Annotated in this window: 25 protein-coding genes; 15 read left to right on the top strand and 10 right to left on the bottom strand. The window is 62.2% G+C overall.

What is annotated here, in order from left to right:
• Nucleotides 1–295 precede the first annotated feature (295 nt).
• From AB4136_RS29080 to AB4136_RS29025, 12 genes are all read left to right on the top strand, one after another.
• Nucleotides 296–1,246, top strand: coding sequence for a DUF1403 family protein (locus AB4136_RS29080; RefSeq protein WP_137901435.1), 951 nt, complete (start codon nt 296–298; stop codon nt 1,244–1,246).
• A gap of 5 nt (nt 1,247–1,251) precedes the next feature.
• Nucleotides 1,252–1,986, top strand: a complete 735-nt coding sequence (scpB, locus tag AB4136_RS29075) for an SMC-Scp complex subunit ScpB (protein WP_137901436.1) — start codon at nt 1,252–1,254, stop codon at nt 1,984–1,986.
• 395 nt (nt 1,987–2,381) lie between these two features.
• Entirely contained in the window at nt 2,382–4,469 is a 2,088-nt protein-coding gene (locus AB4136_RS29070) for a copper-translocating P-type ATPase (RefSeq protein WP_137901437.1), read from the top strand.
• Between the two features lie 573 nt (nt 4,470–5,042).
• Nucleotides 5,043–5,333 (top strand): hypothetical protein, encoded by a 291-nt coding sequence (locus AB4136_RS29065; RefSeq protein WP_137901438.1) that lies wholly within the window; start codon nt 5,043–5,045, stop codon nt 5,331–5,333.
• A gap of 15 nt (nt 5,334–5,348) precedes the next feature.
• Nucleotides 5,349–6,503, top strand: coding sequence for a YVTN family beta-propeller repeat protein (locus tag AB4136_RS29060; RefSeq protein ID WP_137901439.1), 1,155 nt, complete (start codon nt 5,349–5,351; stop codon nt 6,501–6,503).
• Nucleotides 6,504–6,732: 229 nt separating this feature from the next.
• Nucleotides 6,733–7,215 carry a Spy/CpxP family protein refolding chaperone gene (locus AB4136_RS29055; protein ID WP_441931974.1) on the top strand — a complete coding sequence of 161 codons (483 nt, stop codon included), beginning with the start codon at nt 6,733–6,735 and terminating at the stop codon, nt 7,213–7,215.
• A 93-nt stretch (nt 7,216–7,308) separates the two neighbouring features.
• A complete protein-coding gene (locus AB4136_RS29050) occupies nt 7,309–7,578 on the top strand; it encodes a DUF2933 domain-containing protein (RefSeq protein ID WP_137901441.1) in 270 nt (89 codons plus the stop codon).
• Nucleotides 7,579–7,581: 3 nt separating this feature from the next.
• Nucleotides 7,582–7,812: a hypothetical protein gene (locus tag AB4136_RS29045; RefSeq protein ID WP_137901442.1), complete on the top strand. Its 231-nt coding sequence runs from the start codon at nt 7,582–7,584 to the stop codon at nt 7,810–7,812.
• Nucleotides 7,809–8,537 carry an MBL fold metallo-hydrolase gene (locus tag AB4136_RS29040; protein WP_441931972.1) on the top strand — a complete coding sequence of 243 codons (729 nt, stop codon included), beginning with the start codon at nt 7,809–7,811 and terminating at the stop codon, nt 8,535–8,537. Before AB4136_RS29045 ends, AB4136_RS29040 begins: the two co-directional genes overlap by 4 nt.
• Complete coding sequence (locus tag AB4136_RS29035; RefSeq protein WP_137901443.1) at nt 8,534–8,989, top strand: DUF411 domain-containing protein; 456 nt, start codon at nt 8,534–8,536, stop codon at nt 8,987–8,989. The genes AB4136_RS29040 and AB4136_RS29035 overlap by 4 nt, the downstream gene beginning before the upstream one ends.
• Before the next feature lie 12 nt (nt 8,990–9,001).
• Entirely contained in the window at nt 9,002–9,301 is a 300-nt protein-coding gene (locus tag AB4136_RS29030; RefSeq protein WP_137901444.1) for a hypothetical protein, read from the top strand.
• Nucleotides 9,302–9,319: 18 nt separating this feature from the next.
• Nucleotides 9,320–9,727 (top strand): hypothetical protein, encoded by a 408-nt coding sequence (locus AB4136_RS29025; RefSeq protein ID WP_441931970.1) that lies wholly within the window; start codon nt 9,320–9,322, stop codon nt 9,725–9,727.
• 188 nt (nt 9,728–9,915) lie between these two features.
• Here the strand turns inward: AB4136_RS29025 and AB4136_RS29020 are convergent, their stop codons facing one another.
• The 5 genes from AB4136_RS29020 to AB4136_RS29000 all read right to left on the bottom strand — a co-directional run bounded on the left by AB4136_RS29020 (nt 9,916) and on the right by AB4136_RS29000 (nt 15,540).
• Nucleotides 9,916–10,359 (bottom strand): c-type cytochrome, encoded by a 444-nt coding sequence (locus AB4136_RS29020; RefSeq protein ID WP_137901445.1) that lies wholly within the window; start codon nt 10,357–10,359, stop codon nt 9,916–9,918.
• The gene (locus AB4136_RS29015; RefSeq protein ID WP_441931968.1) at nt 10,356–11,903 is read right to left on the bottom strand and encodes a multicopper oxidase family protein; all 1,548 of its coding nucleotides are present in this window, start codon (nt 11,901–11,903) and stop codon (nt 10,356–10,358) included. The genes AB4136_RS29020 and AB4136_RS29015 overlap by 4 nt, the downstream gene beginning before the upstream one ends.
• A 139-nt stretch (nt 11,904–12,042) precedes the next feature.
• Nucleotides 12,043–12,396 carry a hypothetical protein gene (locus tag AB4136_RS29010; protein WP_137901447.1) on the bottom strand — a complete coding sequence of 118 codons (354 nt, stop codon included), beginning with the start codon at nt 12,394–12,396 and terminating at the stop codon, nt 12,043–12,045.
• A 140-nt stretch (nt 12,397–12,536) separates the two neighbouring features.
• Nucleotides 12,537–12,974, bottom strand: a complete 438-nt coding sequence (cueR, locus tag AB4136_RS29005) for a Cu(I)-responsive transcriptional regulator (protein WP_137901448.1) — start codon at nt 12,972–12,974, stop codon at nt 12,537–12,539.
• Nucleotides 12,975–13,035: 61 nt separating this feature from the next.
• Nucleotides 13,036–15,540: a heavy metal translocating P-type ATPase gene (locus AB4136_RS29000; RefSeq protein WP_137901449.1), complete on the bottom strand. Its 2,505-nt coding sequence runs from the start codon at nt 15,538–15,540 to the stop codon at nt 13,036–13,038.
• A gap of 162 nt (nt 15,541–15,702) precedes the next feature.
• Here AB4136_RS29000 and AB4136_RS28995 point away from each other — a divergent pair, with 162 nt between their 5' ends.
• The 3 genes from AB4136_RS28995 (at nt 15,703) to AB4136_RS28985 (ending at nt 17,054) form a co-directional block, all read left to right on the top strand.
• Nucleotides 15,703–15,897, top strand: coding sequence for a heavy-metal-associated domain-containing protein (locus AB4136_RS28995; RefSeq protein ID WP_035026740.1), 195 nt, complete (start codon nt 15,703–15,705; stop codon nt 15,895–15,897).
• A 165-nt stretch (nt 15,898–16,062) separates the two neighbouring features.
• Nucleotides 16,063–16,539 (top strand): YqaA family protein, encoded by a 477-nt coding sequence (locus tag AB4136_RS28990; protein WP_441931965.1) that lies wholly within the window; start codon nt 16,063–16,065, stop codon nt 16,537–16,539.
• A 41-nt stretch (nt 16,540–16,580) separates the two neighbouring features.
• Nucleotides 16,581–17,054 carry a cytochrome b/b6 domain-containing protein gene (locus AB4136_RS28985; protein ID WP_137901450.1) on the top strand — a complete coding sequence of 158 codons (474 nt, stop codon included), beginning with the start codon at nt 16,581–16,583 and terminating at the stop codon, nt 17,052–17,054.
• A 38-nt stretch (nt 17,055–17,092) separates the two neighbouring features.
• Here the strand turns inward: AB4136_RS28985 and AB4136_RS28980 are convergent, their stop codons facing one another.
• From AB4136_RS28980 to AB4136_RS28960, 5 genes are all read right to left on the bottom strand, one after another.
• Nucleotides 17,093–18,523, bottom strand: a complete 1,431-nt coding sequence (locus AB4136_RS28980) for an NAD-dependent succinate-semialdehyde dehydrogenase (RefSeq protein WP_441931980.1) — start codon at nt 18,521–18,523, stop codon at nt 17,093–17,095.
• 396 nt (nt 18,524–18,919) lie between these two features.
• Nucleotides 18,920–19,174: a DUF6455 family protein gene (locus AB4136_RS28975; protein ID WP_441931963.1), complete on the bottom strand. Its 255-nt coding sequence runs from the start codon at nt 19,172–19,174 to the stop codon at nt 18,920–18,922.
• 792 nt (nt 19,175–19,966) lie between these two features.
• Nucleotides 19,967–22,213: a molybdopterin cofactor-binding domain-containing protein gene (locus AB4136_RS28970; RefSeq protein ID WP_137901453.1), complete on the bottom strand. Its 2,247-nt coding sequence runs from the start codon at nt 22,211–22,213 to the stop codon at nt 19,967–19,969.
• Nucleotides 22,213–23,076 (bottom strand): FAD binding domain-containing protein, encoded by an 864-nt coding sequence (locus AB4136_RS28965; RefSeq protein ID WP_137901454.1) that lies wholly within the window; start codon nt 23,074–23,076, stop codon nt 22,213–22,215. The genes AB4136_RS28970 and AB4136_RS28965 overlap by 1 nt, the downstream gene beginning before the upstream one ends.
• Nucleotides 23,073–23,546 carry a (2Fe-2S)-binding protein gene (locus tag AB4136_RS28960; protein WP_137901455.1) on the bottom strand — a complete coding sequence of 158 codons (474 nt, stop codon included), beginning with the start codon at nt 23,544–23,546 and terminating at the stop codon, nt 23,073–23,075. The genes AB4136_RS28965 and AB4136_RS28960 overlap by 4 nt, the downstream gene beginning before the upstream one ends.
• Nucleotides 23,547–23,713 lie beyond the last annotated feature (167 nt).

The following is a 23,713-nucleotide window of genomic DNA, read 5'->3' as shown; positions in this document are numbered from 1 at the left end:
GTGACAAACTCGGGCGACGCGCGGCCATCGCCAATAACGATGCTGAATCAATCGCTTAATGCCAGGCCGGTTCAGCGCCGTGCACGTAGTCTCACGAAATCCGATTCAAAAAGGCGGCGAATCTCACGAATTCCGGTCAGCTGACATTTTGATCGACGAGAGATGCCATTTGCCCTACAAAGCAGATCACGAACGATAATGCAATTTTATCATTCATTTTATCGCAACGACAAGCTGTGCGGTTATATTGGAAATGAATGGAGATAAACGCACCGATCATGTAGCGTTGCTGACGATGACAGCGCCCGATTCGCCGCCGCCCGACCGCCAAAAACTGCCGTCCGTGCCCGGCTGGGCGGTGCCGCGCGGGCCGGCCGACAGCGACGGCGAGGCAGGTTTCCTCGCTGGCGCCGCCTTGAATTCCCTGGACAATTTCGTGCGCGGCGCACCTGACTGGGCCGGCGCCTGGCGCCAGCGCCTTGCCCTCAATTGCGCCGCATCCGCAGCAAACCTCGTCGGTCGCACGGAAGACGCGGCACAAATCCGCGACGCCTGGTATTTGCGCGCCGCCGGCGCCGATCCCGGCCCGGCCGGCAATCTTTTTGCCGCCTGGCGGCATCTGGCCGACCGCTCCCCCCATATCGACGCCGAAATCCTGGCCTCGGTCAGCGACCGGCTCGGCCTGCACCGGAGCGACGAACTTTTGGCGCTGCCAGCCTTCCTCGACGATCTTGTCCGCTCCGGCCGGCCGGCACCGCTGCTTGCCGTCGCGATTCTAGCCGAGGTGGAGCGGCTGCGCCCGGACGCAAACCTGCTCGGCTGGTGGCTGGCCGATTGGGTGATCGCGGCGCGGCTGCGCTGGCCGTTCGCCGTGCCGCTGCTGGTGGCGCAGGCGCGTGGGTCGGCCTTCCGCAATCCGGACGGCCGCGGAAAAATTCGGCCGGGAGAAGAGGGGTTTGAACGGGCGCTATGCCTGGCGCTGGCACTGGCGGCGAACGACGCCTGCCGGCTGGCGCACAACATCGCGCCGCGTGCGGCGCGGCTGCTGGCGATCACGCCAAAGCTACGTGCGAAAGGGGCCGGGGCGGTGGTGCAGATGCTGCTCGATCATGATGCCGTGCCCGGCACGCTGCAGACGGAAAAACTGACGCGCTGGGGCGCGCGCCGGCTGTTCGAACGGCTGCAGACATTTGACGCCGTGCGGGAACTCTCCGGCCGGTCCGGCTTTCGGCTGTATGGGTTGTAACGGGGATGGCGAACGGAGCAACCAGGCGACGGGCAGGGCAGCGCGGCGACAGCCGACCAGGCGAACGTCTGCTAGATCGTGAGCTGGATCATCTGCCACCCGAGATGCGCTGGCGCGAATGGATGAACCGGGTCGAGGCGGTGATCTTTGCGGCCGCCGAACCGGTCGGCCGCGAAACGCTGGCGCGGATTGTGGGAAAAAGTTGCAGCATCGATCTGCTGATCGACGACATCCGCGAGGAGCTGCGCGGCCGGCCCTACGATCTGGTCGCCGTCGCCGGCGGTTGGAGGCATCTGACCCGGCCGGCCTATGCCGACGCCATTCATGTCGCTGTCGGTGCAGGCGAGAAGACGGCCGACCTGACGCAGTCCGAAATGCTGGTGTTGATGTGCATCGGGTATTTCCAGCCGATCACGCGGGGAGAACTGTCGTCCTTCTTCGGCAAGGAGGTGTCGCGCGATATGATCGGCCGTCTGCGTGGCGCCAAGCTGATCGCGTCGGGTCCACGCAGCCCGACGCCGGGCGCACCTTACACCTACGTCACCACGAAAGAGTTCCTGCTCGAGTTTGGGCTGGACACGTTGCGGAATCTGCCGGATTTCGAGGCGCTCGAGGATGCTGGGCTGCTGTCGAAGGAAAAACTACTGGCCGGCGATATTCCGGTCGGGCTGAGCGGTAGCGAACCGGACGAGAGCGAGGAGGAGCCCGCGGAGGACACTGTTGAGAGGCAAGGATCCTGAGCGGGCGTCGCCTGAACGACAGGAAAGTGCCGCCATTTCGGTCGCTCAGCCAGCTCCGGAGATCTTCAAAAGCGGACGTCCGCCGGTACTGCCGGACATTATGAGGACAAAATGTGGCAATCGCCTCTTGAACTGAGCCTCGTGTTGACCGAATGGGCCATCAAGCTCGGGCGTACCAGCGAAAGCGAGCGACGCGGATCGATCTCCTCGACATTGAGTGGCGGAATGGGCCAGCGGCCTGTGTGCGCGGAGGGCCTAATATCCAGTAGTTGATTTCCACCGAGAACTGATCGAGGTTCGTTTGTGGTGGCTTGATCGCTCTTCGCTTGGATGTCCAAGCCGCAGTCGCAGATCGATAGTAACTCGGCGGCCATCGCCACTCATCGGGGTTCTCCATGGAACATTTGAATGAACGTCGCCCCAAGGATCATAGCCATCATCAGCAGCAGGAGCCTCAGCCAAGCCGCGGTCCAGTTACCGCCCCCGCTACCGGCGGCAGCCATTCTGACCATGGCGGGCATGACCACAGCGAGATGGTGGCCGATTTCCGGCGAAGGTTCTGGATCTCACTTATCCTGACCCCGCCCGTACTGCTGCTTTCGCCGATGATCCAGCACTGGCTGGGCATACAGGGCGCGATGGATTTTCCTGGAAGCGAACTGCTGATCTTTGCTCTGTCGACGGTGGTCTACATCTACGGGGGTTGGCCGTTCCTTGCGGGGTTTGTCTCGGAGTTGCGTGGCGGTAAGCCGGGCATGATGACGCTGATCGCGCTCGCCATTTCGGTTGCATATTTCTACTCGGCAGCGATCACGTTCGGTTTGTCCGGGATGTCGTTCTATTGGGAACTGGTGACGCTGATTGTCATCATGCTTCTCGGGCATTGGCTTGAGATGCGATCGGTCATGGGCGCTTCACGCGCGCTCGAGGAACTCGTCCGGCTTCTGCCGGACACGGCGGCGCGCCTCGACGCCTCCGGGGCTGTCACCGAAGTGGCCATAACGGAACTCGTTCCCGGCGACAGGGTTCTGATCCGGCCCGGAGCCAAGGTGCCAGTCGACGGCACGATCGTCGAGGGTAAATCCTCGTTCAACGAGGCTATGCTCACGGGAGAATCTCGGCCCGTCTCGAAGGAGAAGGGGGATAGCGCCATAGGCGGTGCGATCAATGGCGCGAGCGCGGTTACGATCGAGGTCACCGCTACCGGCGACAAGACCTATCTGGCGCAGGTTATCAACCTGGTCAGGGAAGCGCAGGCGACAAGGTCGCGTACTCAGGACATCGCCAACCGTGCGGCGGGCTGGCTGACCTATATCGCCCTTGCGGTTGGCTTCGGATCACTCGCGTTCTGGGTGCTTGCAGGCGAAAGCTGGGAATTTGCCGTCGAGCGCATGGTCACAGTCATGGTCATCGCCTGCCCACATGCCCTTGGGCTGGCGGTGCCGCTCGTCGTTGCGGTGAGCACTTCGTTAAGCGCCGGAAGCGGTCTCCTGATCCGCGACAGGGCGGCGTTCGAAAGGGCCCGGAACCTGAATGCGGTCGTCTTTGACAAGACAGGAACGCTGACTGAAGGACGGTTCGGAGTGACCGATATCGTCCTGCTGGCAGGTGCCAGCGAAAATGAGGAGCTTCGGCTGGCTGCCTCCGCCGAGAGTCATTCCGAGCATCCGATTGCGCATGGCATTGTTTCGGCTGCAAAGGATAGGGGGGTCGACTTTCCCGCTCCCGGTCAGGTTCGCAACATCACTGGCGAGGGCATCGTCGCGCGAGTCGAGGGGCAGGATGTACGCATCGTCAGCCCCGGGCACCTGGTCCGGCAGGGAAACCCCATTCCGGAGGAGAGGCTCCGTCAACTCGAGGCCGCAGGCAAGACTGTGGTGGTGCTTGTCCGGGGCGGAAAACCCCACGCCCTGTTTGCCCTTGCAGACATAGTGAGGCCGGAGTCCCGCGATGCCATCTCCGACCTCAAGAAACTGGGCATCAGGTCAGTCATGCTGACGGGAGATGCGAAGGGGGTAGCCGAAGCCGTTTCCCAAGAACTCGGGATCGAAGAGAATTTTGCAGAGGTGCTGCCCGACCAAAAGTCGGCCAAGATCAAGGAACTGCAGTCTCGCGGCCTTCAGGTCGCTATGGTCGGTGACGGCGTGAACGACGCTCCAGCGCTTGTGCAGGCCGACCTCGGCGTCGCCATCGGTGCGGGAACCGACGTGGCCGTCGAGTCCGCCGACGTGGTGCTGGTCAGGAGCGACCCGCGGGACGTGGCGGCTATCCTCGGCCTGTCGCGCGCCACCTACAGGAAGATGGTGCAGAACCTTATCTGGGCCACCGGCTACAACGCGATCGCGATCCCCATGGCCGCGGGCATCACCTTCGGCACGGGCTTCCTTATGACTCCGGCAGTGGGAGCGGTCTTCATGTCGGCAAGCACGATTATCGTCGCGATTAACGCCCAACTACTGAGATTTTACCGAAAACGAAGCTGACCTGAAACGTCGAATGTCGATGGATCGGTCCAGTTTGATCCAGGACAAGTCGGATTGATTCCAACTGACTTATGTTCATGACCGTTAGAGCAGAAGGACAGTCAGGTTGTTCCTGGTTTTTGCCAGCACGAAGGGAAATGCCATCGCGCGGCGATGGGTCGTGCGGTTTGCTGCTTTCCTATTTGCCGTGCTGGCCGCCTTTTCCCAGTCCTCCGGCAGCGCACATGCGCATGCGGCAATGGTTGGAGAAGCTTACGCCGCTGCCGAACATATAGCGGCTGGCAGGGGGCACGCGGAGCATAGGCATGCTACCCCCTGCAACGACGACCGCGACGCCAACCATGACGGTGTTTGCGTGTACGCCGCTTGCGGCGCCTGCGCTCCGATTCCGTCAGCAGGGATCGCATTTCCTCCGCAGGAAATGCCTGCGGCTGCCGAGCCCGTTTCGGTCTCGTTTCCCAGCGACCCGCCGACGCTGGAACGCCCTCCCAAGCATACCGTGACCGCCTGAGTGCACGAGCTTGCGGGTTCGTGCGTTCCTTGAAGGAATCACGAATATGAGGGCTTTGAACCATGAACATGATTATTCGGCGCCAGTTCCTGGCGCCCTCGACGGCGTGCGGGTTTGCTAGCGTCGTTGCCCCTCTGATCGCAGCGGATCCGGCGGATGCCGGCGTCCGTGCTGGCGAGCAGGTTGAACTGGCCACGCGCAATGACAGCGTGTGGGGTCACCCGACGCACTTTCCGGGTCGCAGCAAACAGCCCACCGCTTCACTTGGGGCTGACCGCATATGGGTCTTCCATCGCCACCAACTCAGCCACACCGCGACAGGCATGATGACCGTCGTCGAGCATGTCGGCTAAACACAGGAGAAGAAGATGAAGAAGATCAACACATCAAACTTGCGCCCGGCAGTTGCTACGTTTGCCGGGGGGGCGGTCCCGAGGAGAACTTCGGCCGCTGCCATGGTCACGGCAGCGGCGTTGACGCTGCTGCTCGGTCTCGCCGCTCAGGCGCGTGCCCAGACTGCAACATCCGGCTTCGTGTATACGGCCGATGAAAGCGGGAATTCCGTCAGCCGTATCGATCTCGCGGCAGGAACGGTCGACATCTTCCCCGTCGGCGTCACCCCGCACAACGTCCAGTTTGTCCCTGGGAAAGATCTGGTGCTCGCGGTGGGCACGCCTGTGACGATGGCAGCGGGCAAAGGGCACGCGGGAGCCGACGACAGCCACGATGCCGCTGCCTCGGACGGCGGCGGAGGCCACGAAGGCAGCGGTGCGGGCGGTGCCCTGATCGTGATGGAGGCGGGGAATATGACCTCAACTCCGGTCTCTATCGTCGAGGTGGGTTCCCATCCTGCGCACGTGATCGCCGATCCGGCCGGCGAGCGCGCCTTCGTCAGCAATTCCGGCGACGACATGATAACGGTCGTCGATCTGGCGAAGCGCGAGGTAGTCGGCGAGATCGATACGGGCGACTATCCGCACGGTTTGCGGATGAGTCCAGACGGCAGCGCGATCTACGTTGCCAACGTCGAGGATGGTACCGTTTCCGTAATCGACACCGCCTCGCTCGAGGAGACGGACAGGATCGAGGTCGGCAAGGCCCCGGTCCAGGTCGGCTTCACGCCCGACGGGAGCCGTGTCTATGTCTCATTGAGGGACGAGAACAAGGTCGCCGTCATCGACACGGCAACGCGGCGGGTGACCGCACGGATCGACGTCGGGCGCTCTCCGATCCAGATGTATGCCACCCCCGACGGGCGGTTCGTCTACGTGGCCAACCAGGGCACAGGCGACGCGCCTGACGAGACGGTATCGGTGATCGACGTGGCGGGCGGAACCGTCGTGAAGACGATTAGCACCGGCAAGGGAGCGCACGGCGTTATTGTCAGTGACGACGGCGCGCACGTCTTCGTCAGCAATATCGTGGATGGCACGGTCTCCGAGATCTCCGTTGCGTCCCAGGCTGTCGTCCGCACCTACGAGGTCGGAAAGGGGCCGAACGGGATCAGCTTCCAGGCACAGTAAGCATGCCCTGGGCGGCAATCCCGCCGCCCAGGCTTCCCGTGGTCAAAGGAACACGCACATGAACACGATCGCAAAGACTGCCTTCGCCGCAATCCTGTTGCTCTCAGCGGCCCCGGCGCTCGCCGAGGACGCTCACCATCCGGCAACGACCGAAGCCCCGGCGGCAAGTCCCGCTCCGGAAATGCCTCTTCCGGGGGGAACCGCTCCCGGCACAGGCTCGCAACCCGCTATGCCGGACGGCATGATGGGGGGAGAAATGGGCGGCGACATGATGAAGATGATGCAGGAGATGATGGGCCGACATGCAGGGATGATGCGGGACATGATGGCGGAATCTATGGGTTCCCGTACAGCCATGATGGGCCAGATGATGGCTCCCGAACGTGTCGAGGGCCGCATCGCCTTCCTGCGCACGGAGTTGAAGGTGACCGCCGCGCAGCAGCCGCTCTGGGATGCCCTTGCCGAAGCCATTCGTGCCAATGCAGGGACTGCAAGCGGGGTAATGTCCGCAATGGCGGATGGAATGCCGATGGGCGCGGGCGACTCGACGGCACCGCAGAGGATCGAAGCGCAGGAAAAGGCGCTATCCACTCGCCTGGAAGCCTTGGGCCGGCTGAAGACAGCCCTGGACCCCTTCTATGCCGCCCTTGATGCTGCGCAGAAGGAAAAGGCCGACAATCTGCTCGTGGCTGCGCCGATGGGAATGATGTGATGCCAAGTCCCCCGAGGCGCGCGATACCGTGCGCCCCGGGGCTCACAGGCGAGTCCCGGATGGGAAAGCATTTCCAACGGCAGGAGAGTACCGATGGGTGCAAACAGTTTTAACCGTCCCCACGACACCCGATCTGGTGGCGATGTTAAGTGCGGGTTCTGGAGGTCGAAAGCTGGTTTTGCGGCTATCGGGTTCCTGCTGATTGGCGCTGCGGTGATTCTATTCGAGCACAGGTTGCACGTACTCGGCTATCTGCCATTCGTGCTCCTGCTTGCGTGTCCGCTGCTCCATCTGTGGCATCGCGGCCACGGCGGACGCCACCATCGCTCTTCGCCGCCGTCTAACGGCGATAGGGGAACATGAGCCATGGAAGCGACCCTTGGGTTCATGGTGCAATGGCCAACGCCGCTGACGCTCGCGACGTTTTTGGTGCCCGCGGCGATATACGTGCGGCTTGCCAGGCAAGAGGAGGCTGAGGCCCGCGTCCGTTTTGGCGAGGTCAACAACCGATACGCCACCAGAGTTCCGACGTTCCTGCCGCGGTGGGCTAAAGTCCTTGCCACAGGCGGCGAGGCGGATGGATGGGGAATTCCGTGACTTTGTCGATTTCCTTCCTCGGCGGCATCGGCACTGTGACAGGCTCGCGGTTCCTTCTCGATCGCCATGGCCGACGCATCCTTGTCGGCTGCGGCCCGTTCCAGAATCTCAAGCAGTTTAGACTCCGCTACGGGGCGAAGTTCCCCGTCGATCCGGCAAGCGTCGACGCAGCCCTGCTGACGCACGCGCATCTCGACCATTCCGGCTATCTACCCGCGTTGGTGCGGGACGGTTTCCGGGACAGGGCGCATGCTTCCCAGGCCACGATCGACCTTTGCGAGATACTTCTGAAGGTCAGCGGCTTCCTTCAGGGAAAAGATGCCGAGTACGCTAACAAGCACGGCTTTCCCAAGCACAAGCCTGCAGCCCCTCTCTACACCCTGAAGGATGCCGAGGCTGCCTTGCGGCACCTCCAGGCGGTACCGTTCCACGAGCGACATTCATTGCCCGACGGTCCGGAAATCCTACTGAGGCGCGCGGGGCATACGTCCGACCAGCTGCGCGAACGAGGGCTGGAGCGCCCGATCCTCGTCGCCGTCCACGCCCTGTTCTCGGAAGAGACTTACCGAGACCTCAGGGAGAAGGCAGCGGCCGTCGTGTCCGCTAACCCCGTCGTCCATCCGTCGAACGCCATCAATCTCTCGGCAGCCCTCGCGGATGCCGTCTCCGAAGCCATGAGCGGCGGTATCTCAGTCACCTCGAACAAGGAAGAGAACCTCAAATGAACACCTACAGCAGATCACTCTTCGCCGCGATCGCTGTCCTCGTTGCGTCTCCTGCTGCAGCGGGCGCCGCAGCCGAGATGACCGTCTACAAGACCCCGTGGTGTGGCTGCTGCCATACTTGGGCCGAGGCAGTGGAGAAGGCCGGATATCAGGTGTCAAAGGTGGACCTGGAAGACCTTTCTTCCATCCGCAAACAAGCCGGCGTGCCTGCGGAGATGAAAGGCTGCCACATAGCCGCCGTAGACGGCTACTTTCTCGAGGGCCACGTGCCGCTCGAAGCCGTCGAGAAGCTGCTCTCGGAACGCCCTGATGTCGCGGGGTTGGCCGCTCCGGGCATGCCGCAGGGGTCGTTAGGGATGGGGGATGATCCCTCCGCCTCCTATGAGGTGTATGCTGTCCCCCGTCAGGCCTCGGAAGCTCCCCAGGTATTCTATCGGGCAGGGAGCGAATAGGAGGAGCAGTAGATGTCGGGCTTCGCGCATTCCGCGTCATCCACCCGCCAGATCGAGGCGGCGGACGCCGCCGTGTTTGGGTATCTGGACGATCACCGGAACCTCTCCGCGCACATGGAGCAGCGCTCCTGGGCGATGATGGGTTCGCGGATGAACGTCAACATGGATGCGGGCGGAACGCACGCCGTCGGATCCAGATTTGGCTTCACCGGAAGCTTCCTCGGTATACCCCTGGCCGTGGAGGAGATCGTCACCGAACGCGATCCGCCCGGCCTGAAGACCTGGGTGACCGTCAGAGAGCCGACCCTCTGAGTTATCGGCCGCTACAGGATGGGATTCAGCATAATCCCCCGGCCCACATCGTCGCTATTGACGGTCTTCATCGACTACGACCTGCCGGAAGGACCGGGCGCGTGTGCACTGGGCAGGCTTCTGGACGGGTTCTATGCGGGATGGTGTACAAGGCCATGGCCGCTGACGCCGCGCGCCACTTCCAGATCCAGGACGGACCTAGGAACCCGGACATACTGCAGGGAGGCGGAAGCAGTCGATCCCTTCGTTTACCGCGTTGGGCTGGAGATCGGGGCGCTCACGGCGGCTCTGGGTGAGCTGGACACGTTGGTGTTCACGGCTGGGATTGAAGAGCATCCGCCCGTAATCCGCGAAAGGATCAGCAGAACGCCACCTGGCTCGGCGTTCAGATCGACCCGGACGCAAATTTCGCGGGCGAAACAGTGATCGGACGTCTGGACTCGGCCGTGGAAGCGCTGGTCCTGCCCACAGATGAGGAGATGGCGGTCGCCAGAGAAGTCCCTGCACTGGTGGGGCAGGAATTTTGAGAGACGCCTTCCGCCAAGGTAGTCTTACGAGACCGTGTGGAAGGTATCGGACGGGGCCGCGGCGCAATTGCACCGCAGCCCGCATCGTTAAAGGCCCGATATCTTGCGTTGGCGCGCGGCCTCCCGTTCCGGCCAAGTGCTTTTGATGTAATCCAGCACGGCACGGATGCCGTCGTCACCGAGCGTGTCACCAAAACCGACCATGTCGCTCTCATAGTCCTTCCCTACGAGAGCGGAGGTGCCGAATTTGACGATCGCAAACAGTTGCTCGTCGGAATGGTGCCAGGTGTGGCCGCTGGCATCATGCGGTGGGGCCGGTAGACGGCCGTTGGCCCCCCGCGTCTTCCAGTCGGGCTGGCCTTCCAGCTTGGCACCATGGCAGCTAGCACAGTTCTCCGCGTAAAGGGTGCGGCCGAGCGCGATCCGCTCTGCCTGTTGCGCTGATGATGTGGCGCCATCATTGCCGCGCCAGATCCAGACGCCTGATGCGGCAAGAACGACTGCGAGAAGCAGCAGTACCGCCTTCTTCATGCTGTCACCTCAAATTCCGTCATCATGCCCGTTTCCAGATGCGGCATATGATGACAGTGCAGCATCCAGCGTGCTGCCTCGCCGGCATCGAGCGCCACGGTCACCATCGACATGGGCGGCACATGGACCGTGTCGCGCCGTGCGCCATTCACCTTGCGGCCATTGATGTCGACAACCTGGAAGACATGGCCGTGCAGGTGCATCGGATGCCCCATCATCGACATGTTGTGGAAGCCGAGCAGCACCCGCTCGCCAGTTCTGGCAACAATCGGCCGGTGCTGGCCCCAGACCGCTCCATCAATGGTCCAGACGTAGGGAGCCATCGTGCCGCCGAGCATAACCATGTGGCTGCGTTCGACCGCGCGTTCGGGCAGGTGTTCCCGCGCTTCAAGCCGCATTTCCTGAGACGGGTCGGTATCGAACGCCGGGGCCTTTTCATCCGCCAGTTCGGGGATTTTTGCGATCTGTGCGCCTGCAGTGGCCAGAACGATACCAGTGCGTTCGTGCGCGCCCTCACGCAGTGCAAGAATCGGCCAGCTCCCGGCCTCGGCGGGCAGGTCGATCTCGATATCCAGCCGCTGGCCCATGGCAAGGCCGAAGCGAGGGCCTTCAAGCGGGCGGATATCGTGGCCGTCGACGGCGACCAGTCGCGCGTCTGCCTCCCCGGTATCGATCCAAAACACGGTCGCGGCGGCGGCATTGATGACGCGTAGCCGGATACGGCCGCCACGCTCGACCTTGACCACCTCGGGATCGGCCAGCGTGCGGTCATTGGCCAAGTAGGCATCCCAGTCGTAGTCGTTAAGGTCCATTTCCATGCCGGCCATGTCGCCCATCATGCCCGGCATGGTATTCTGCATCATGCCTTGCATTCCGCCGCCCATGGCGTCGTGGTTCATGGTTGCATGACCCATCGCGGCATGATCCATTTCCTTGGTTTGCGGCGCCGGGGCCATCGAATGGCCTTTGTCTCCGGTCGTTCCACTATGGCCGCCGCCATGAGAGCCACCGCCATGACCTTGCCGGATCTCCGCCATCACCTCTTCCGGGCTCTTGAAAGCAAAGTCGTGCAGGAACAGCGTCACCTCCTGCCGGTCGGCCGCAACATCCTGTGCGCTGCGCACGATCAGCGGTGCGGCAAGCAGGCGTATCTCCTGCATCGGCACATGACTGTGCATCCAGTATGTGCCGGCCAGCGGCTCGAAATCGTAGGATCGGGATTCACCCGGCATGAGCATCGGCATCGGAATACCGGGCACGCCGTCCTGGACGTTAGGCGGGATTTGGCCATGCCAATGGATCAGCGTCGGCTCCGGTAGGTCGTTGGTCAGATCCACCCGGAATCGAGCGCCAGGATCGAGGACCAGCCCCTGGCCCGTCGGCCCGGCAAGGCCGAAAACCGTGGCCGCGCGCCCGTTGACATCGAGCACTCTGCTGGTGGCCGTCAGCCGGGTCGGGGCCGGAAGCTGTTGTTGAGCAAAGGCGGGTAAATTTGCTGTGGCAAGGACAGCAGTTCCTGCGGCCAAAAAGCCGCGACGGGTCATAGTCATGTTTCACATCCTGTTGCGGGGCAGGCTGTTGTTTCTGAAGCGTGATCATGTCCAAAAGGTCTGTGACTTTTGGGATCACGCTCCAGGCCCCTGTTACCATCATCGATACGTCAGGCGCGCTGCCTGCCGATGGCTACAGAAGGTGAAGTCTGGGAGGTTGTTCGGGCAGGGGTGGCTCTTGGCCCTGTCTGACCTGGGAACGTTCGGGCGGCCAATGCGCATTCACTTGTGCCACCGCCAGGCTGGTGCCATCCGTTCTTGATAATGCCGCCGGCAAGCTGATGCAGGCGATCACGCACTGTTCGAGCGACGTCTGGCATTCGCCATCGCTGCATGCCTGTGCTGGCGCGGTATGATGCACCGCTCCGGATGGTCCGTTCATGGCAGCAGCCACCATTCCGGAATGCATGCCAGCTTGGCTCGCAAACACCTGCGGCGTAACAAGCACGAAGAGTGCAATCAGGAATGAGGTGAACACGCGCAGCATATGGCGGAGTTATCAGTCTCTTGTTTCAGTGCCAACAACAAAGCTACGACCATTATGCCCATCTGCAAATGCAGGTCTAGACGGTCCTCGTCTTGCAATTGGATGGCGCGTGTCAGTTCCGAATGCGGAACTGACTACACTCATGCGACGGCTCCGACACGAGGCCGTACCGACAAGCCTTTGTCGTCCTGATCGGATCCGAGTTCTTTCAGGATAGGGCAATGCGGACGGTGATCGCCCCGACAGGAGTTGATGAGCACGGTTAGCGTCTGGACCATATCCTGAAGTTCCGAAATCTTTTTCTTCAATTCATCGACATGACCCAGCGCCAAACGTTTGACATCGGAACTCTGGCGCGTTTCGTCTCGCCAGAGGCTGAGCAGATTGCCGATCTCAGCCACGGAAAAACCGAGGTCACGTGCGCGCCGGATGAACCGCAGCATATGGACGTCAGTGTCCGAATAGTCGCGATACCCCGACGCGGTCCGATCCGCGGCCGGAATAAGGCCAGTCTGCTCATAGTAGCGGATCATCTTGGCCGAAACGCCCGCCGCCTTCGATGCCTGTCCGATGTTCATACGTTTTCTCCCGTAAAGCACGACAACCGACCCTGGATATGGGGTCGGCTGTCGGGATTTGTCAGTTTGCAACCTTGAACGCCTTGAGCCGGAGCGCATTGCCGAGCACAAAGACGCTCGACAGGGCCATGGCACCGGCGGCGAAGACCGGCGACAGCAGAATGCCATAGGCCGGGTAGAGCAGGCCGGCGGCCACCGGGATCAGGGCCGTGTTGTAGGCGAAGGCCCAGAACAGGTTCTGACGGATGTTGCCGATCGTTGCCTTGGACAGGGCAATGGCGTTCGGCACTCCGGTCAGGCTGCCCGACATCAGCACGACATCTGCCGCCTCGATGGCAATGTCCGTGCCCGTGCCGATAGCCAGTCCCACATCCGCTTCGGCCAGCGCTGGAGCGTCGTTGATGCCGTCGCCGACGAACGCGACCTTGCCATGCTCGGCTTTGAGGCGGCGAACCGCCTCGACCTTGCCGTCGGGCAGCACTTCCGCCACCACCTCGTCGATGCCCAATCGCGCGGCGATGGCCTTGGCCGCGCGGGCGTTGTCGCCGGTGATCATGGCGACCTTGAGGCCGAGACCGTGCAGCGCCTTGATCGCGGCGGGGGTCGTCTCTTTGATCGGGTCGGCCACGGCGATGATTGCCCCCAGCTTGCCCTCGATTGCTGCATAGAGAGGCGACTTGCCCTCGTTGCCGAGCCGCTCGGCGACCTTGGAGAAGCCCGCCACGTCATGGCCGAGCTCAACCATGTAGCGGTCGGCACCGATCTCGACACGCTTGCCGCCGACTACGGCCTTCACGCCGAATCCAGTCACAGAGCCGAAGTCCGCCACGGCTGGCAGCGGGATGCCTTCTGCCTCGGCCGCGGCCACGATCGCGCGGGCGATCGGGTGCTCCGACTTGGCTTCGACTGCCGCGACCAGACCCAATACGTTCGAGCGGTCGAAGCCGATGGCCAGTTCCAGGTCGGTGAGTGCTGGCTTGCCTTCGGTCAGCGTGCCCGTCTTGTCGACGGCCACGACCCCGGCGTCCTTCAACAGTTGCAGCGCTTCACCCTTCCGGAAAAGAACGCCCAGCTCCGCGCCGCGGCCGGTGCCGACCATGATCGATGTCGGCGTCGCCAGTCCCATGGCGCAGGGGCAGGCGATGATCAGCACCGCGACGGCGTTGACCAGCGCGAAGGTAAGCGCGGGTGTTGGGCCGAAATAGAGCCAGGCCGCGAAGGTCAGAGTGGCGACGGCGAAAACTGCCGGCACGAAATACATTGTCACCTTGTCAACGAGAGCCTGGATCGGCAGCTTCGACCCTTGCGCTTCCTCGACCATGCGGATGATCTGCGACAGCACCGTATTGCCGCCGACCGCCGTCGCTCGGATCGCGAAGGCGCCCTTCTGGTTCACGGTTCCGGCCACGACCTCGCTGCCGTGCGTCTTGGCAACCGGGATCGGCTCGCCGGTGATCATCGATTCGTCGACATAGCTTTCGCCCTCGATGACTTCGCCGTCGACGGGAATGCGATCGCCGGGACGAATCTCGACAATGTCTCCCGACAGCACGGCGTCGATCGGCAGTTCGACCGTCTTGCCGTCCCTGCGCACACGCGCCATTTTGGCTTGAAGGCCGACAAGGCGCTTGATCGCTTCCGAAGTGCGCCCCTTGGCACGGGCCTCGAGCAGTCGACCGAGAAGGATCAGTGTGACGATGACGGCAGCGGCTTCATAGTAGACGTTGATCGTTCCCGCGGGCAGGATGCCCGGCGTGAAGGTTGCGACCAGCGAGTAGCCGTAAGCGGCCAAACTGCCGACGGCGACCAGCGAGTTCATGTCGGGCGCGAGACGCCAGAGCGCGGGGAGGCCGGTTCGATAGAAGCGGATGCCCGGCACGAACAGCACCAACGTCGTCAGCAGGAACTGGACATACCAATTGTTCGCCATGCCGATCGTGGATTCGATTAGGCCATGCGCCCCGGGAATTAGGTGCAGTCCCATCTCCAGGACGAAAACAGGCAGCGTCAGTATCGCCGCTACGGTGAAATCGCGCGTCAGTTCACGGCGCTCCGCCTCCTTCTTCTCGGCGCGGTCATCCGTCTCGGCCTGGCTGCTTCCAGCCGCCGCGACCGGCTTCGCGTGATAGCCCGCATGTTCGATCGCCGCGACCATGGCGGCCGCATCGGCGGTTCCCCGGATCATGGCCTTCTCGGTTGCAAGGTTGACGACTGCGGTGGTGACGCCGGGAACCGCCTTGAGAGCTTTTTCGACCCGCCCCACGCAGGAGGCGCAGGTCATGCCTTCGATTTCCACTTCAAGCGATCTCGCAATTGGCGCGGAGAAGCTTGCCGGAACCCCGTAGCCCACTTTCTTTACGGCCTTGATAAGGACCGCGCGATCGATCTCGGGGCTTGCCGTAATGCTGGCCTTCTCGGTCGCAAGGTTAACGACGGCGTCCGATACGCCTGGAACCGCCTTGAGCGCGCGCTCCACCCGGCCGACGCAGGATGCGCAGGTCATGCCTTCAATCGGCAGGGAAATTGCTGCGTTCGTCACATCCGCAGCTCGAACCGGGGCATTCATAGCCGCCTCCTTCTGGATCAAAATTCGAGTTCGGACAGAGATATGGTCCTTCCAACGATGGGAAGGTCAAGGGTAAAAAAATTTTCTCCGGAAGCCGCTTGACCTTCCCATCGTTGGAAACCCCATCTTGAGCTACATGAGACCCAACGAAGGAGAATTCTTTTGGAACTCAGAATCGAAAACATGACCTGCGGCGGCTGCGCCCGGTCTGTCACCAAGGCGATCCAGTCGATCGATCCCAGTGCGAGTGTCGAGCCGAATCTTGCGAAGCATGCGGTGAAGGTGGAAACAACGGCGTCGCAGACCGCAATCTTGCAGGTTCTCGAAGAGGCTGGCTATCCGGCAGCGGTAAACTGACCTGAATAAGCACACTGGGATCTTTATCACAGGCGCAAGCGCGACAATGGTGCAGCTCTCGTGCAAGATGGAAACAGGTGAGCCCCAATGGATCACGTTGTGCCGGGTGGCTTCTAGTAGATGGGAGTGGGAACCTGAGTAACCTGCAGCCTGTAACCGCCGAGCTTGCTGTCGCTGGTGGCTGTTTCCCCTGTCCTTGTCGCTGCCACTAACGTGGAGCTTTTTGCTCCGTACGGCGTACTGCTTGTCAGCGCGTTCGTGGCAGCGACACTTCTGCCTGCCCAGTCGGAGCTAGTGCTGGCGGGTCTGCTGGCCGCCGGTAGTGGCGACCCGGGCATGTTGTTTGTCGTGGCGACAATTGGCAATACGGCGGGCTCGGTGGTGAACTGGGCGGTCGGGCGCGGCGTCGAACCGGTTCTCGGTAAACGTTGGTTCCTAGGAGTCCGTGAGCGATACGAACGGGCGGCCTGCATTTTTCGCCGCTATGGGCGATTGTCCCTGGTGTTTGCCTGGCTGCCGATAGTCGGTGACGCCCTGACTGTCGCGGCCGGTGCTGCGCGCGTGCCGATCATGCCGTTTGTTGCCCTCGTGGCCGCTGGCAAGGCTGCACGCTATGCCTTCATCATGATAGCGCTATCCTGATATGCTGGATGCGATGATCGTCGGGTCTTGGTGCCAAAGCAATGCGCAAATATTCCAATATTCAGATCGCCCTCCATTGGGCAGTCGTTTTGATGATCGCGGTTCAGTGGTGGACGGCAGCGGCAATCCCACGAACACACAGCCCCCTGTTGCCTCCTTCCGCATGGGCCCTGTTTCAGCATAAGGTTCATAACTACAGCGGAATGACGATCGGAGTGTTGATCGCTCTGCGGGTCGCTCTGCGGTTTGCTCGTGGATCATGGACAGGGTTCCGCTTGTCAAACTGGAAGGATCATGCAGCCGCCCTTGTCCATTGGGGGCTTTATGCGACATTGGCCGCGCAAGCCTTCACCGGGTTCGTTGCCGCCTATTACTGGGGGCCGGCCGCAGCGGTCCATAAGACCACCTGGAATGTTACTCTCGCCCTAATCTCAATTCATGTTGCGGCGGCAGCCTGGCACGGATTCCGTCGCGACCAAGTCCTTTCGCGCATGTTGCCGTCGAAACAAGCGTAACGGAACTGATAGGCCTGGGATGCTCTCCTGGTTGCGGCTCAGATACCGCCCATGCACAGATATTTCATTTCGAGATAATCCTCGAGCCCGTGGCGCGACCCTTCCCGCCCGATCCCGGACTGTTTCACGCCGCCGAACGGGGCCGCCTCCGAGGACATACGCCCGGTGTTGATGCCGACCATGCCGTATTCCAGCGCCTCGGCCACACGCCACACGCGTTGCAGGTTGGAGGCATAGAAATAGGCGGCGAGCCCATAGATCGTGTCGTTGGCCGCGCGCACCACCTGGTCCGGGTCCTCGAAGCGGATGATCGGCGCCAGCGGCCCGAACGTCTCCTCCCGCGCCACCTTCATGTCGCCGGAGATGCCGGTCAGCACCGTCGGCTGGAAGAACGTGCCGTCGGAACCGATCCGCTGCCCGCCGCATCGTATGGCGCTGCCCTTGGCGACGGCGTCGGCGACATGCGCCTCGATCTTGGCGAGAGCGTGCCTGTCGATCAGCGGCCCGATCGCTACGCCTTCCCCAAAACCGTCGCCCACCGAAAGCCGGCTAACCCGTTCCACGAATTTGGCAACGAATTCGTCATGCACGCCGGACTGGACATAGAGGCGGTTTGCGGAAACGCAAGTCTGGCCCGCATTGCGGAACTTCGCCTGGATCGCGCCGTCGACGGCGGCGTCGACATCGGCATCGTCGAAGACGATGAAGGGCGCATTGCCGCCAAGTTCGAGGCTGACCTTCTTGATCTGGTCCGAGCACTGGCGCATCAAAAGCCGCCCCACCTCGGTCGAGCCGGTGAAGCTGATCTTGCGCACTTTCGGGTTGCCGCACAGTTCGCGTCCCACCGCGTCTCCTTCGGAAGCATAGACGAGGTTGACGACGCCCTCAGGGAAACCGGCCTCCGCGGCCAGCGCGAACATCGCCCCGGCGACGAGCGGCGTCTGCTCGGCCGGCTTCAGCACGATCGTGCAGCCCGCAGCCAGTGCCGGCGAGATCTTGCGCGCCACCATCGAGGCCGGAAAGTTCCATGGCGTTATCGTGCCGACGACGCCGATCGGCTGCTTGATCACCAGCATGCGGCGGTTGGTCGACGGCGCGGAGATCGTCTCGCCGTAAATCCGGTTCGCCTCCTCCGCATACCATTGCAGGTAGGCGGCGGCGTGCAGGACTTCGGACCTGGATTCGGACAGCGGCTTGCCCATCTCGGCGGTGAGGATGGCGGCAAGATCGTCGGTATGGGTGACGATCAGTTCGTGCCAGCGCCACAGCGTGTCGCTGCGCTCGCGCGCCGTCAGCGCGGCCCATTTTTCCTGGGCGACATAGGCCTTGTCGATGGCCGCGCGGGTCTCTTCGACGCCCATATCGGGCAATTCCGCCAGCAGTTCCCCGGTCGACGGATTGAAAACCTGGAACGTGCGCGCGCCGCTCGGCGCGCCGAGCGCCGGCACGCGGTCGATGGCGCCGAACAGGTCCGCCGATTTGAGGAGCTGGGTGAGCGAAGGATAAAGCGGCAAGAAAGGAGTCTCTTCTAAATGACCGTTCGGCTAGACGCTAACGCGGATAAGATCAGACTGATAATCGATGTGAAAGGCTTTCACATAGAGCCTCTTGGGAAAGTCCGCAGAACCACACTCGTGATCTGCCACTGAACTTTCATCCAGCGGCGATTAGAGCCTCGGCCCCCGGGAGTTCCGGCCCGGGGCGATCCAAAGAGGGGGAGCACGTCAATCAACGCCGGAAACGAACTAAACACTGGGTAAAAGATGGGGGCAACGTCAATAACAGGCCCAACGAGCGAATTCGCACGATCTCATACGACAGAAAAGGCAACAATAAACGACTGCCGTCGTCCATCGAGGGATAGCTCAATACTTCATCTGCTCGAAGAGGTCGCGGTTGTTGCAGAATTTAGGGGCTTTGTTCAGCCGGTCGCTATTGTCGAGCCACGCCTTGCAGGCGTCTGCCTCGCGGCACATCATGCATCGAATTGCAGCCGTACGCAGGATCTTGCTTCCGTTCGGGTGCGTGGCAAGGCAGTCGCGGACGTGGAGTTGCGCCATCATTCGATCCAGCAGACCGACATTCCGCGTCACTCTCGACAAGATCCTGGATAGCTTCATCGTAAGCATTCCAATTGCATCGGAACTGAACCCCGCCTCAGTCAGCGTTCAAAACCAATGGAAACAATAGCATCCGTGCGTCAAGGCGTGGCGACGACTATGCCAATTTGATTCTTCGAACTGTCACGTCCCGGATATGCAAATGATAAGGCCTTTCCTGCTGACCGGTCCTCAAATCGAAACGTTCATCCTGTTGGTGCGTAAGTTTGTTCACTTTCCCGACGCAATCTAGCTCTGAACTGCCTCCGTTGACGTCAATCGGTATGCCTGTCTGGCAAGCAAGACAGCGAAGTGTAGCCGGTTCGCGCAGTAGTCCTGATGGTTTCGCACAAATCTACCGGCCAGTAAGTCCCGACGGCAGCGCGCCTTGGCATGGCACATGGTACAAGTGCGCCGCATAGCTCGGCTACGCGCACTGTGCTGGCGATGGAATTGTTGCGGATCGATGCCGGCGGCGCTCAACGCTTGGGACGACATGTCCTCGGATGCAAACGGAATGCGCAGGGCGTTCTCGAAATCCTCCGGGGTCAGATCGTATTCATTGAACATCCGACGGCGTTCGTGAGGTCCCAGCGACTCGAGGTCGCGCCGGATCTGCGCGCATCTGCGCCGGTCGCGTGCGTACGCAACAACGCTACTCCATATAATACGGACTTTGTCGATTAACTGCCCTGACACTTCAACCTCCCTGCTTCCGTATAGGGTGATGGCGACCCAGACCCTTATGCCGAATTTTTCAGATAATACGCCCATACGGCAGTTCGCTTTTTGCGGAGCATCAAAGTTCGGCACTTATTCCGGATATAGCGATCCAACTATGCGGTGCGGCAGAAGTGGCAATTCTGTCAGTCTGGTCATTAGCGCATTGTTGACCGCGTTGACGACGGCGGGCGCCACTGGGACGGTAGCGATCTCGCCGATGGCCTTAGCTCCGTACGGGCCGGTCCATTCGGATTCCTCGACCAGCAGGACACGCAAGGGCGGCATTTCCGGTGCATTGGCCAGTGTGTAGCGCGAGAAACTGTCGGCGTGCACCGCTCCTGTCACGGCATCCACTGAGACGTCCTCATAAAGCGCATAGCCGATGCCGATCTGGATTCCGCCATGAATCTGACCTTCGACTAGCATGGGATTGATCGCCCTGCCTACATCGTGGACGGCCAGATAGTCCGTCACGCGGACCCGCCCTGTCAGCGCATCAACTTCGACCTCGGCGAAATGCGCGGCGTAGGAGCCGGGATTGGCGGTGGCGCGATGTATGTAGGTGGCAACAGGAAGCTCCGTCCCCCGCGCCGACAGCCAGCCGGCCAGTTCGGCAAGAGCGATCGACCTGTCGCTGGCAACCGCTCGGCCGCACCACAACCCTATCTCACCCCTGGGGGCGTTCAGGGCAAGGGCCGCCTGCTCGATCACTGCAGCGGCAAGCGCAAGGCCAGCTTGGCGGACTGCCTCGCCGACGATATATGTCATGCGGCTGGCGCGGGTGCCGAGGTCGTAGGCGCAGGTGTCGGTGTCGGCCGGAGCGATGCGTATCTCGGATGCGTTCAGCCCTAATGTTTCTGCAGCGATCTGGGCCAGCGAGGTGTCCGAGCCGCATCCCAGGTCGTGCAGCGCACAGACGAGCTCGGCCCGCCCATTCGGCAAGATCCGCAGCATGGCTGTGGATGTCTCGTCGTCTCCAGGAAAGCATCCGTTGATGTGAGTGGCCGCTGCCATGCCAACTCCGTGCCGGAAGCGGCCGGTCGCCCTACGCTCGGCGCGCCGCGCGGTCCAACCGAAGGCATGGGCGCCGCGGACAAGGCAATCGGCGCCGCGCGCGTTGCCTAGGGGCAACCCCTGCCACGGCTCACGAGCGGCAGGGGCGACGACGTTGCGGACGCGCGCCGCCACGGGGTCTAATCCCATGTCGCGCAGGGCAAGGTCGAGCGCGATCTCGCCCACGGCGTGGATTTGCGGCGAACCATAGCCGCGGAAGGCGCCTGTTGGCAGCGTGTTGGTGTACACGGCCCTGCCCCTGTAGCGTTCGGCTGGGATCGCGTAGAGCCGAACCAGCCGTTGAAGCATCGAACCGGGCAGGTAGTTGCCGCCGGTGCAATATGCGCCGATGTCGACGAGGATTTCGGTGTCGCGCCCCAAGATGCGCCCGTCAGCCGCCAGCGCTATGCGCATCCTGCCGCAGGTGGCGGAGCGGGTACGAGTGGCAGTGAAAGTCTCCTTGCGATTAAGGACAAGGCGAACGGGGCGCTCGCTCCGTAGGGCAAGAAAGGCGCAGATAGGGTCGAGGATCGGCTCCGCCTTGCCGCCGAAGGATCCGCCGATCGGCGCCTTAGTTACATGCAGGCGACTTGGATCGATTCCAAGCGCCTGCGCCACCACGGCCTGCACTGCAAAAACGCTCTGACATGGCGAGCGGATGGCGACCCGTCCGCCGGCCTCTGGCCAGGCCAGGCAGGCATGCGGCTCGATTGCGCAATGATGGCTGCGCGGGGTGCGCACAGTGACCTCGGCTACATGGTCGGCGTGCGCAAAGGCAGCGTCAAGATCACCGTGGACGAAGGCGACATCGTCAATCGGATTCAGATAGGTCGGTACGCCAGAATCCGTAGTCGGCCCGACATGGTCGAGGGCGGCCTCAGCCGACAGCACAGCGGGCAGTTCTTCGTATTCCACCACGATCCGCGAAAGGGCCGCACGGGCGATGTCTTCGGTCTCGGCGAGCACGACTGCCACCCGGTCGCCGATGTGGCGAACCACCGGCGGAAACATCCGCTCGTCGGCAAGGGCGGACTGCCCTGCATACCAGATCGAACTGTTATAGCCATTCTGTGGAGTGTTGGCGTGCCACCAAACGCCGATCACGCCCGGAAGGCCGAGAGCGTCGCCCGGATCGAGCCTGGCGATCCGAGCATGGGCGCGGGGCGAAAGGAGCAAGGCTCCGTGTGCCAACCCCGGCAGCGTCATGTCCGCGGTGAAACGCAGCCGGCCAGTGACTTTTTCAACTCCATCGATCAGTCGGACTCGCCGGGCGACCTGGTCCATTACAAAACCTCGTCGAACAGCGGATCGCGTTGAGACAGACCGCAGAGCCGGGCAATCAGGTTTAGACCCAAGCCGCGAACCGCCCGCCGCTTCCAGAGGCGGGAAACTCGACCGGGGATCGCCGCGTCGACGTCCACGCTCAACGCTTCGAGAAAGAGGTGAAGCGGTGTGGGAGCCAACCGCTGGTCCCGCAATACGCGTTCAGCGCGAACAAGCCGGATCGGCCGCGGGCCAAGTGCTCCAGCCGCCAGCCGAACCAATCCGAACCGGTTGTCGGAGAATTCCGCCATCGCCGCCATATTGATCCGGGCGATCGTCAGATCGCCGCGCGAGCCGAGCTTGGCGAAGGCACTATGCGGTAGAAGTTCTTGCCTCGGCAGCATCACCTCGGCGATCAACGCGCCCGATACACGCTGGAAGTCTTCAAGGGCGATCTCGTCGCTTGCTCCGCCGGGCAATAACAGTTTCAATCGTGCCTTGGACAGTGCGAGCACCGGTATCAGGTCGGCGGCCGGGGCGGCGTTGGCGATGTTGCCTCCGAGCGTGGCGCGGTTGCGGATCTGTACCGAACCGCACTCCGCCGCCGCTTGTGTCAGAGCGAGAAGGAGCATCGCAAGACCCGTATGCATTTCAATGGCCGCGACCGTCGTCGTCCCGCCGATGCGGATGTCGGTCTCCCGCAGGTCAATGCCTGACAGCCCGTCGACGCCCGATAGATCGACTAGCGTTCCGGTCGACGGCAATTGGCGTCCGGAGAGGAGAAGATCGGTGCCGCCGGCCACGAAGTGAACCGACGACCGTTCGGCCATTAGTGCTTTCAACGCCTGTAGGTCAGAGGGGCGGGCGACAACCGGCGCGTTCATGTTCGCCCCTGCAGTCGCTGTGCCGCCTCGGTGGCCACTGCCTGAACTATGGATTCGAATCCGGTGCAGCGGCAAAGGTTGCCGGCCAGCGCGTGACGGATCTCGTCGACGCTCGGAAAGGGGTTCGTTCGCAGGAGCCCTTCTGCCGTGACCATCATGCCAGGCGTGCAATAACCGCATTGCACCGCGCCACAGGCGAGGAAGAGCTCTTGCAAGCCAGTCAGCAGGCCGGACCCGTGGAGACCCTCTACGGTGGTGATATCAAGTCCCTGTGCCTGGAAGCCAAGCATCAAGCAGGAATTGACTGGTCGATTGTTGACTAGGACTGTACAGGCGCCGCACTCCCCCTCGCAGCAACCCTCTTTCAATCCAGTAAGGTCCAACTCTTCGCGAAGAATTCGACTGAGTCGGGCCAGCGGATCGGCGTCGATGCTGATGGCCTCGCCATTAATTCGAAGGGACAACGTCAACAAAGGCCTCGCCGTCAGATTCTTGATGCGGTGGGGCTGACTCAATCAGTTCGAAACGAGTTCACAAGATCGTGCGGCGGTTCCCCGTTTCAAACCGAACACCCCTCATTTCCACACGGAAAGGCCGGCGGCAGGCCGTTTCAAGTACGGTTCTGGATTTTGTTTGC

Source organism: Mesorhizobium sp. 2RAF21, assembly GCF_052115345.1.
Classification (GTDB): domain Bacteria; phylum Pseudomonadota; class Alphaproteobacteria; order Rhizobiales; family Rhizobiaceae; genus Mesorhizobium; species Mesorhizobium terrae.
This window is presented reverse-complemented; position numbering and strand designations above follow the sequence as displayed.

Coding starts and splice junctions, on each gene's coding strand:
- AB4136_RS29015 (WP_441931968.1), bottom strand. CDS start 11,903: ATGACCCGTCGCGGCTTTTTGGCCGCAGGAACTGCTGTCCTTGCCACA.
- AB4136_RS29000 (WP_137901449.1), bottom strand. CDS start 15,540: ATGAATGCCCCGGTTCGAGCTGCGGATGTGACGAACGCAGCAATTTCC.
- AB4136_RS29050 (WP_137901441.1), top strand. CDS start 7,309: ATGGGTGCAAACAGTTTTAACCGTCCCCACGACACCCGATCTGGTGGC.
- AB4136_RS29055 (WP_441931974.1), top strand. CDS start 6,733: ATGCCGGACGGCATGATGGGGGGAGAAATGGGCGGCGACATGATGAAG.
- AB4136_RS28965 (WP_137901454.1), bottom strand. CDS start 23,076: ATGAACGCGCCGGTTGTCGCCCGCCCCTCTGACCTACAGGCGTTGAAA.
- scpB (WP_137901436.1), top strand. CDS start 1,252: ATGGCGAACGGAGCAACCAGGCGACGGGCAGGGCAGCGCGGCGACAGC.
- AB4136_RS29035 (WP_137901443.1), top strand. CDS start 8,534: ATGAACACCTACAGCAGATCACTCTTCGCCGCGATCGCTGTCCTCGTT.
- AB4136_RS29060 (WP_137901439.1), top strand. CDS start 5,349: ATGAAGAAGATCAACACATCAAACTTGCGCCCGGCAGTTGCTACGTTT.
- AB4136_RS28970 (WP_137901453.1), bottom strand. CDS start 22,213: ATGGACCAGGTCGCCCGGCGAGTCCGACTGATCGATGGAGTTGAAAAA.
- AB4136_RS29080 (WP_137901435.1), top strand. CDS start 296: ATGACAGCGCCCGATTCGCCGCCGCCCGACCGCCAAAAACTGCCGTCC.
- AB4136_RS28985 (WP_137901450.1), top strand. CDS start 16,581: ATGCGCAAATATTCCAATATTCAGATCGCCCTCCATTGGGCAGTCGTT.
- AB4136_RS29025 (WP_441931970.1), top strand. CDS start 9,320: ATGGGATTCAGCATAATCCCCCGGCCCACATCGTCGCTATTGACGGTC.
- AB4136_RS28975 (WP_441931963.1), bottom strand. CDS start 19,174: ATGAAGCTATCCAGGATCTTGTCGAGAGTGACGCGGAATGTCGGTCTG.
- AB4136_RS29045 (WP_137901442.1), top strand. CDS start 7,582: ATGGAAGCGACCCTTGGGTTCATGGTGCAATGGCCAACGCCGCTGACG.
- cueR (WP_137901448.1), bottom strand. CDS start 12,974: ATGAACATCGGACAGGCATCGAAGGCGGCGGGCGTTTCGGCCAAGATG.
- AB4136_RS29020 (WP_137901445.1), bottom strand. CDS start 10,359: ATGAAGAAGGCGGTACTGCTGCTTCTCGCAGTCGTTCTTGCCGCATCA.
- AB4136_RS29030 (WP_137901444.1), top strand. CDS start 9,002: ATGTCGGGCTTCGCGCATTCCGCGTCATCCACCCGCCAGATCGAGGCG.
- AB4136_RS29070 (WP_137901437.1), top strand. CDS start 2,382: ATGGAACATTTGAATGAACGTCGCCCCAAGGATCATAGCCATCATCAG.
- AB4136_RS29065 (WP_137901438.1), top strand. CDS start 5,043: ATGAACATGATTATTCGGCGCCAGTTCCTGGCGCCCTCGACGGCGTGC.
- AB4136_RS29010 (WP_137901447.1), bottom strand. CDS start 12,396: ATGCTGCGCGTGTTCACCTCATTCCTGATTGCACTCTTCGTGCTTGTT.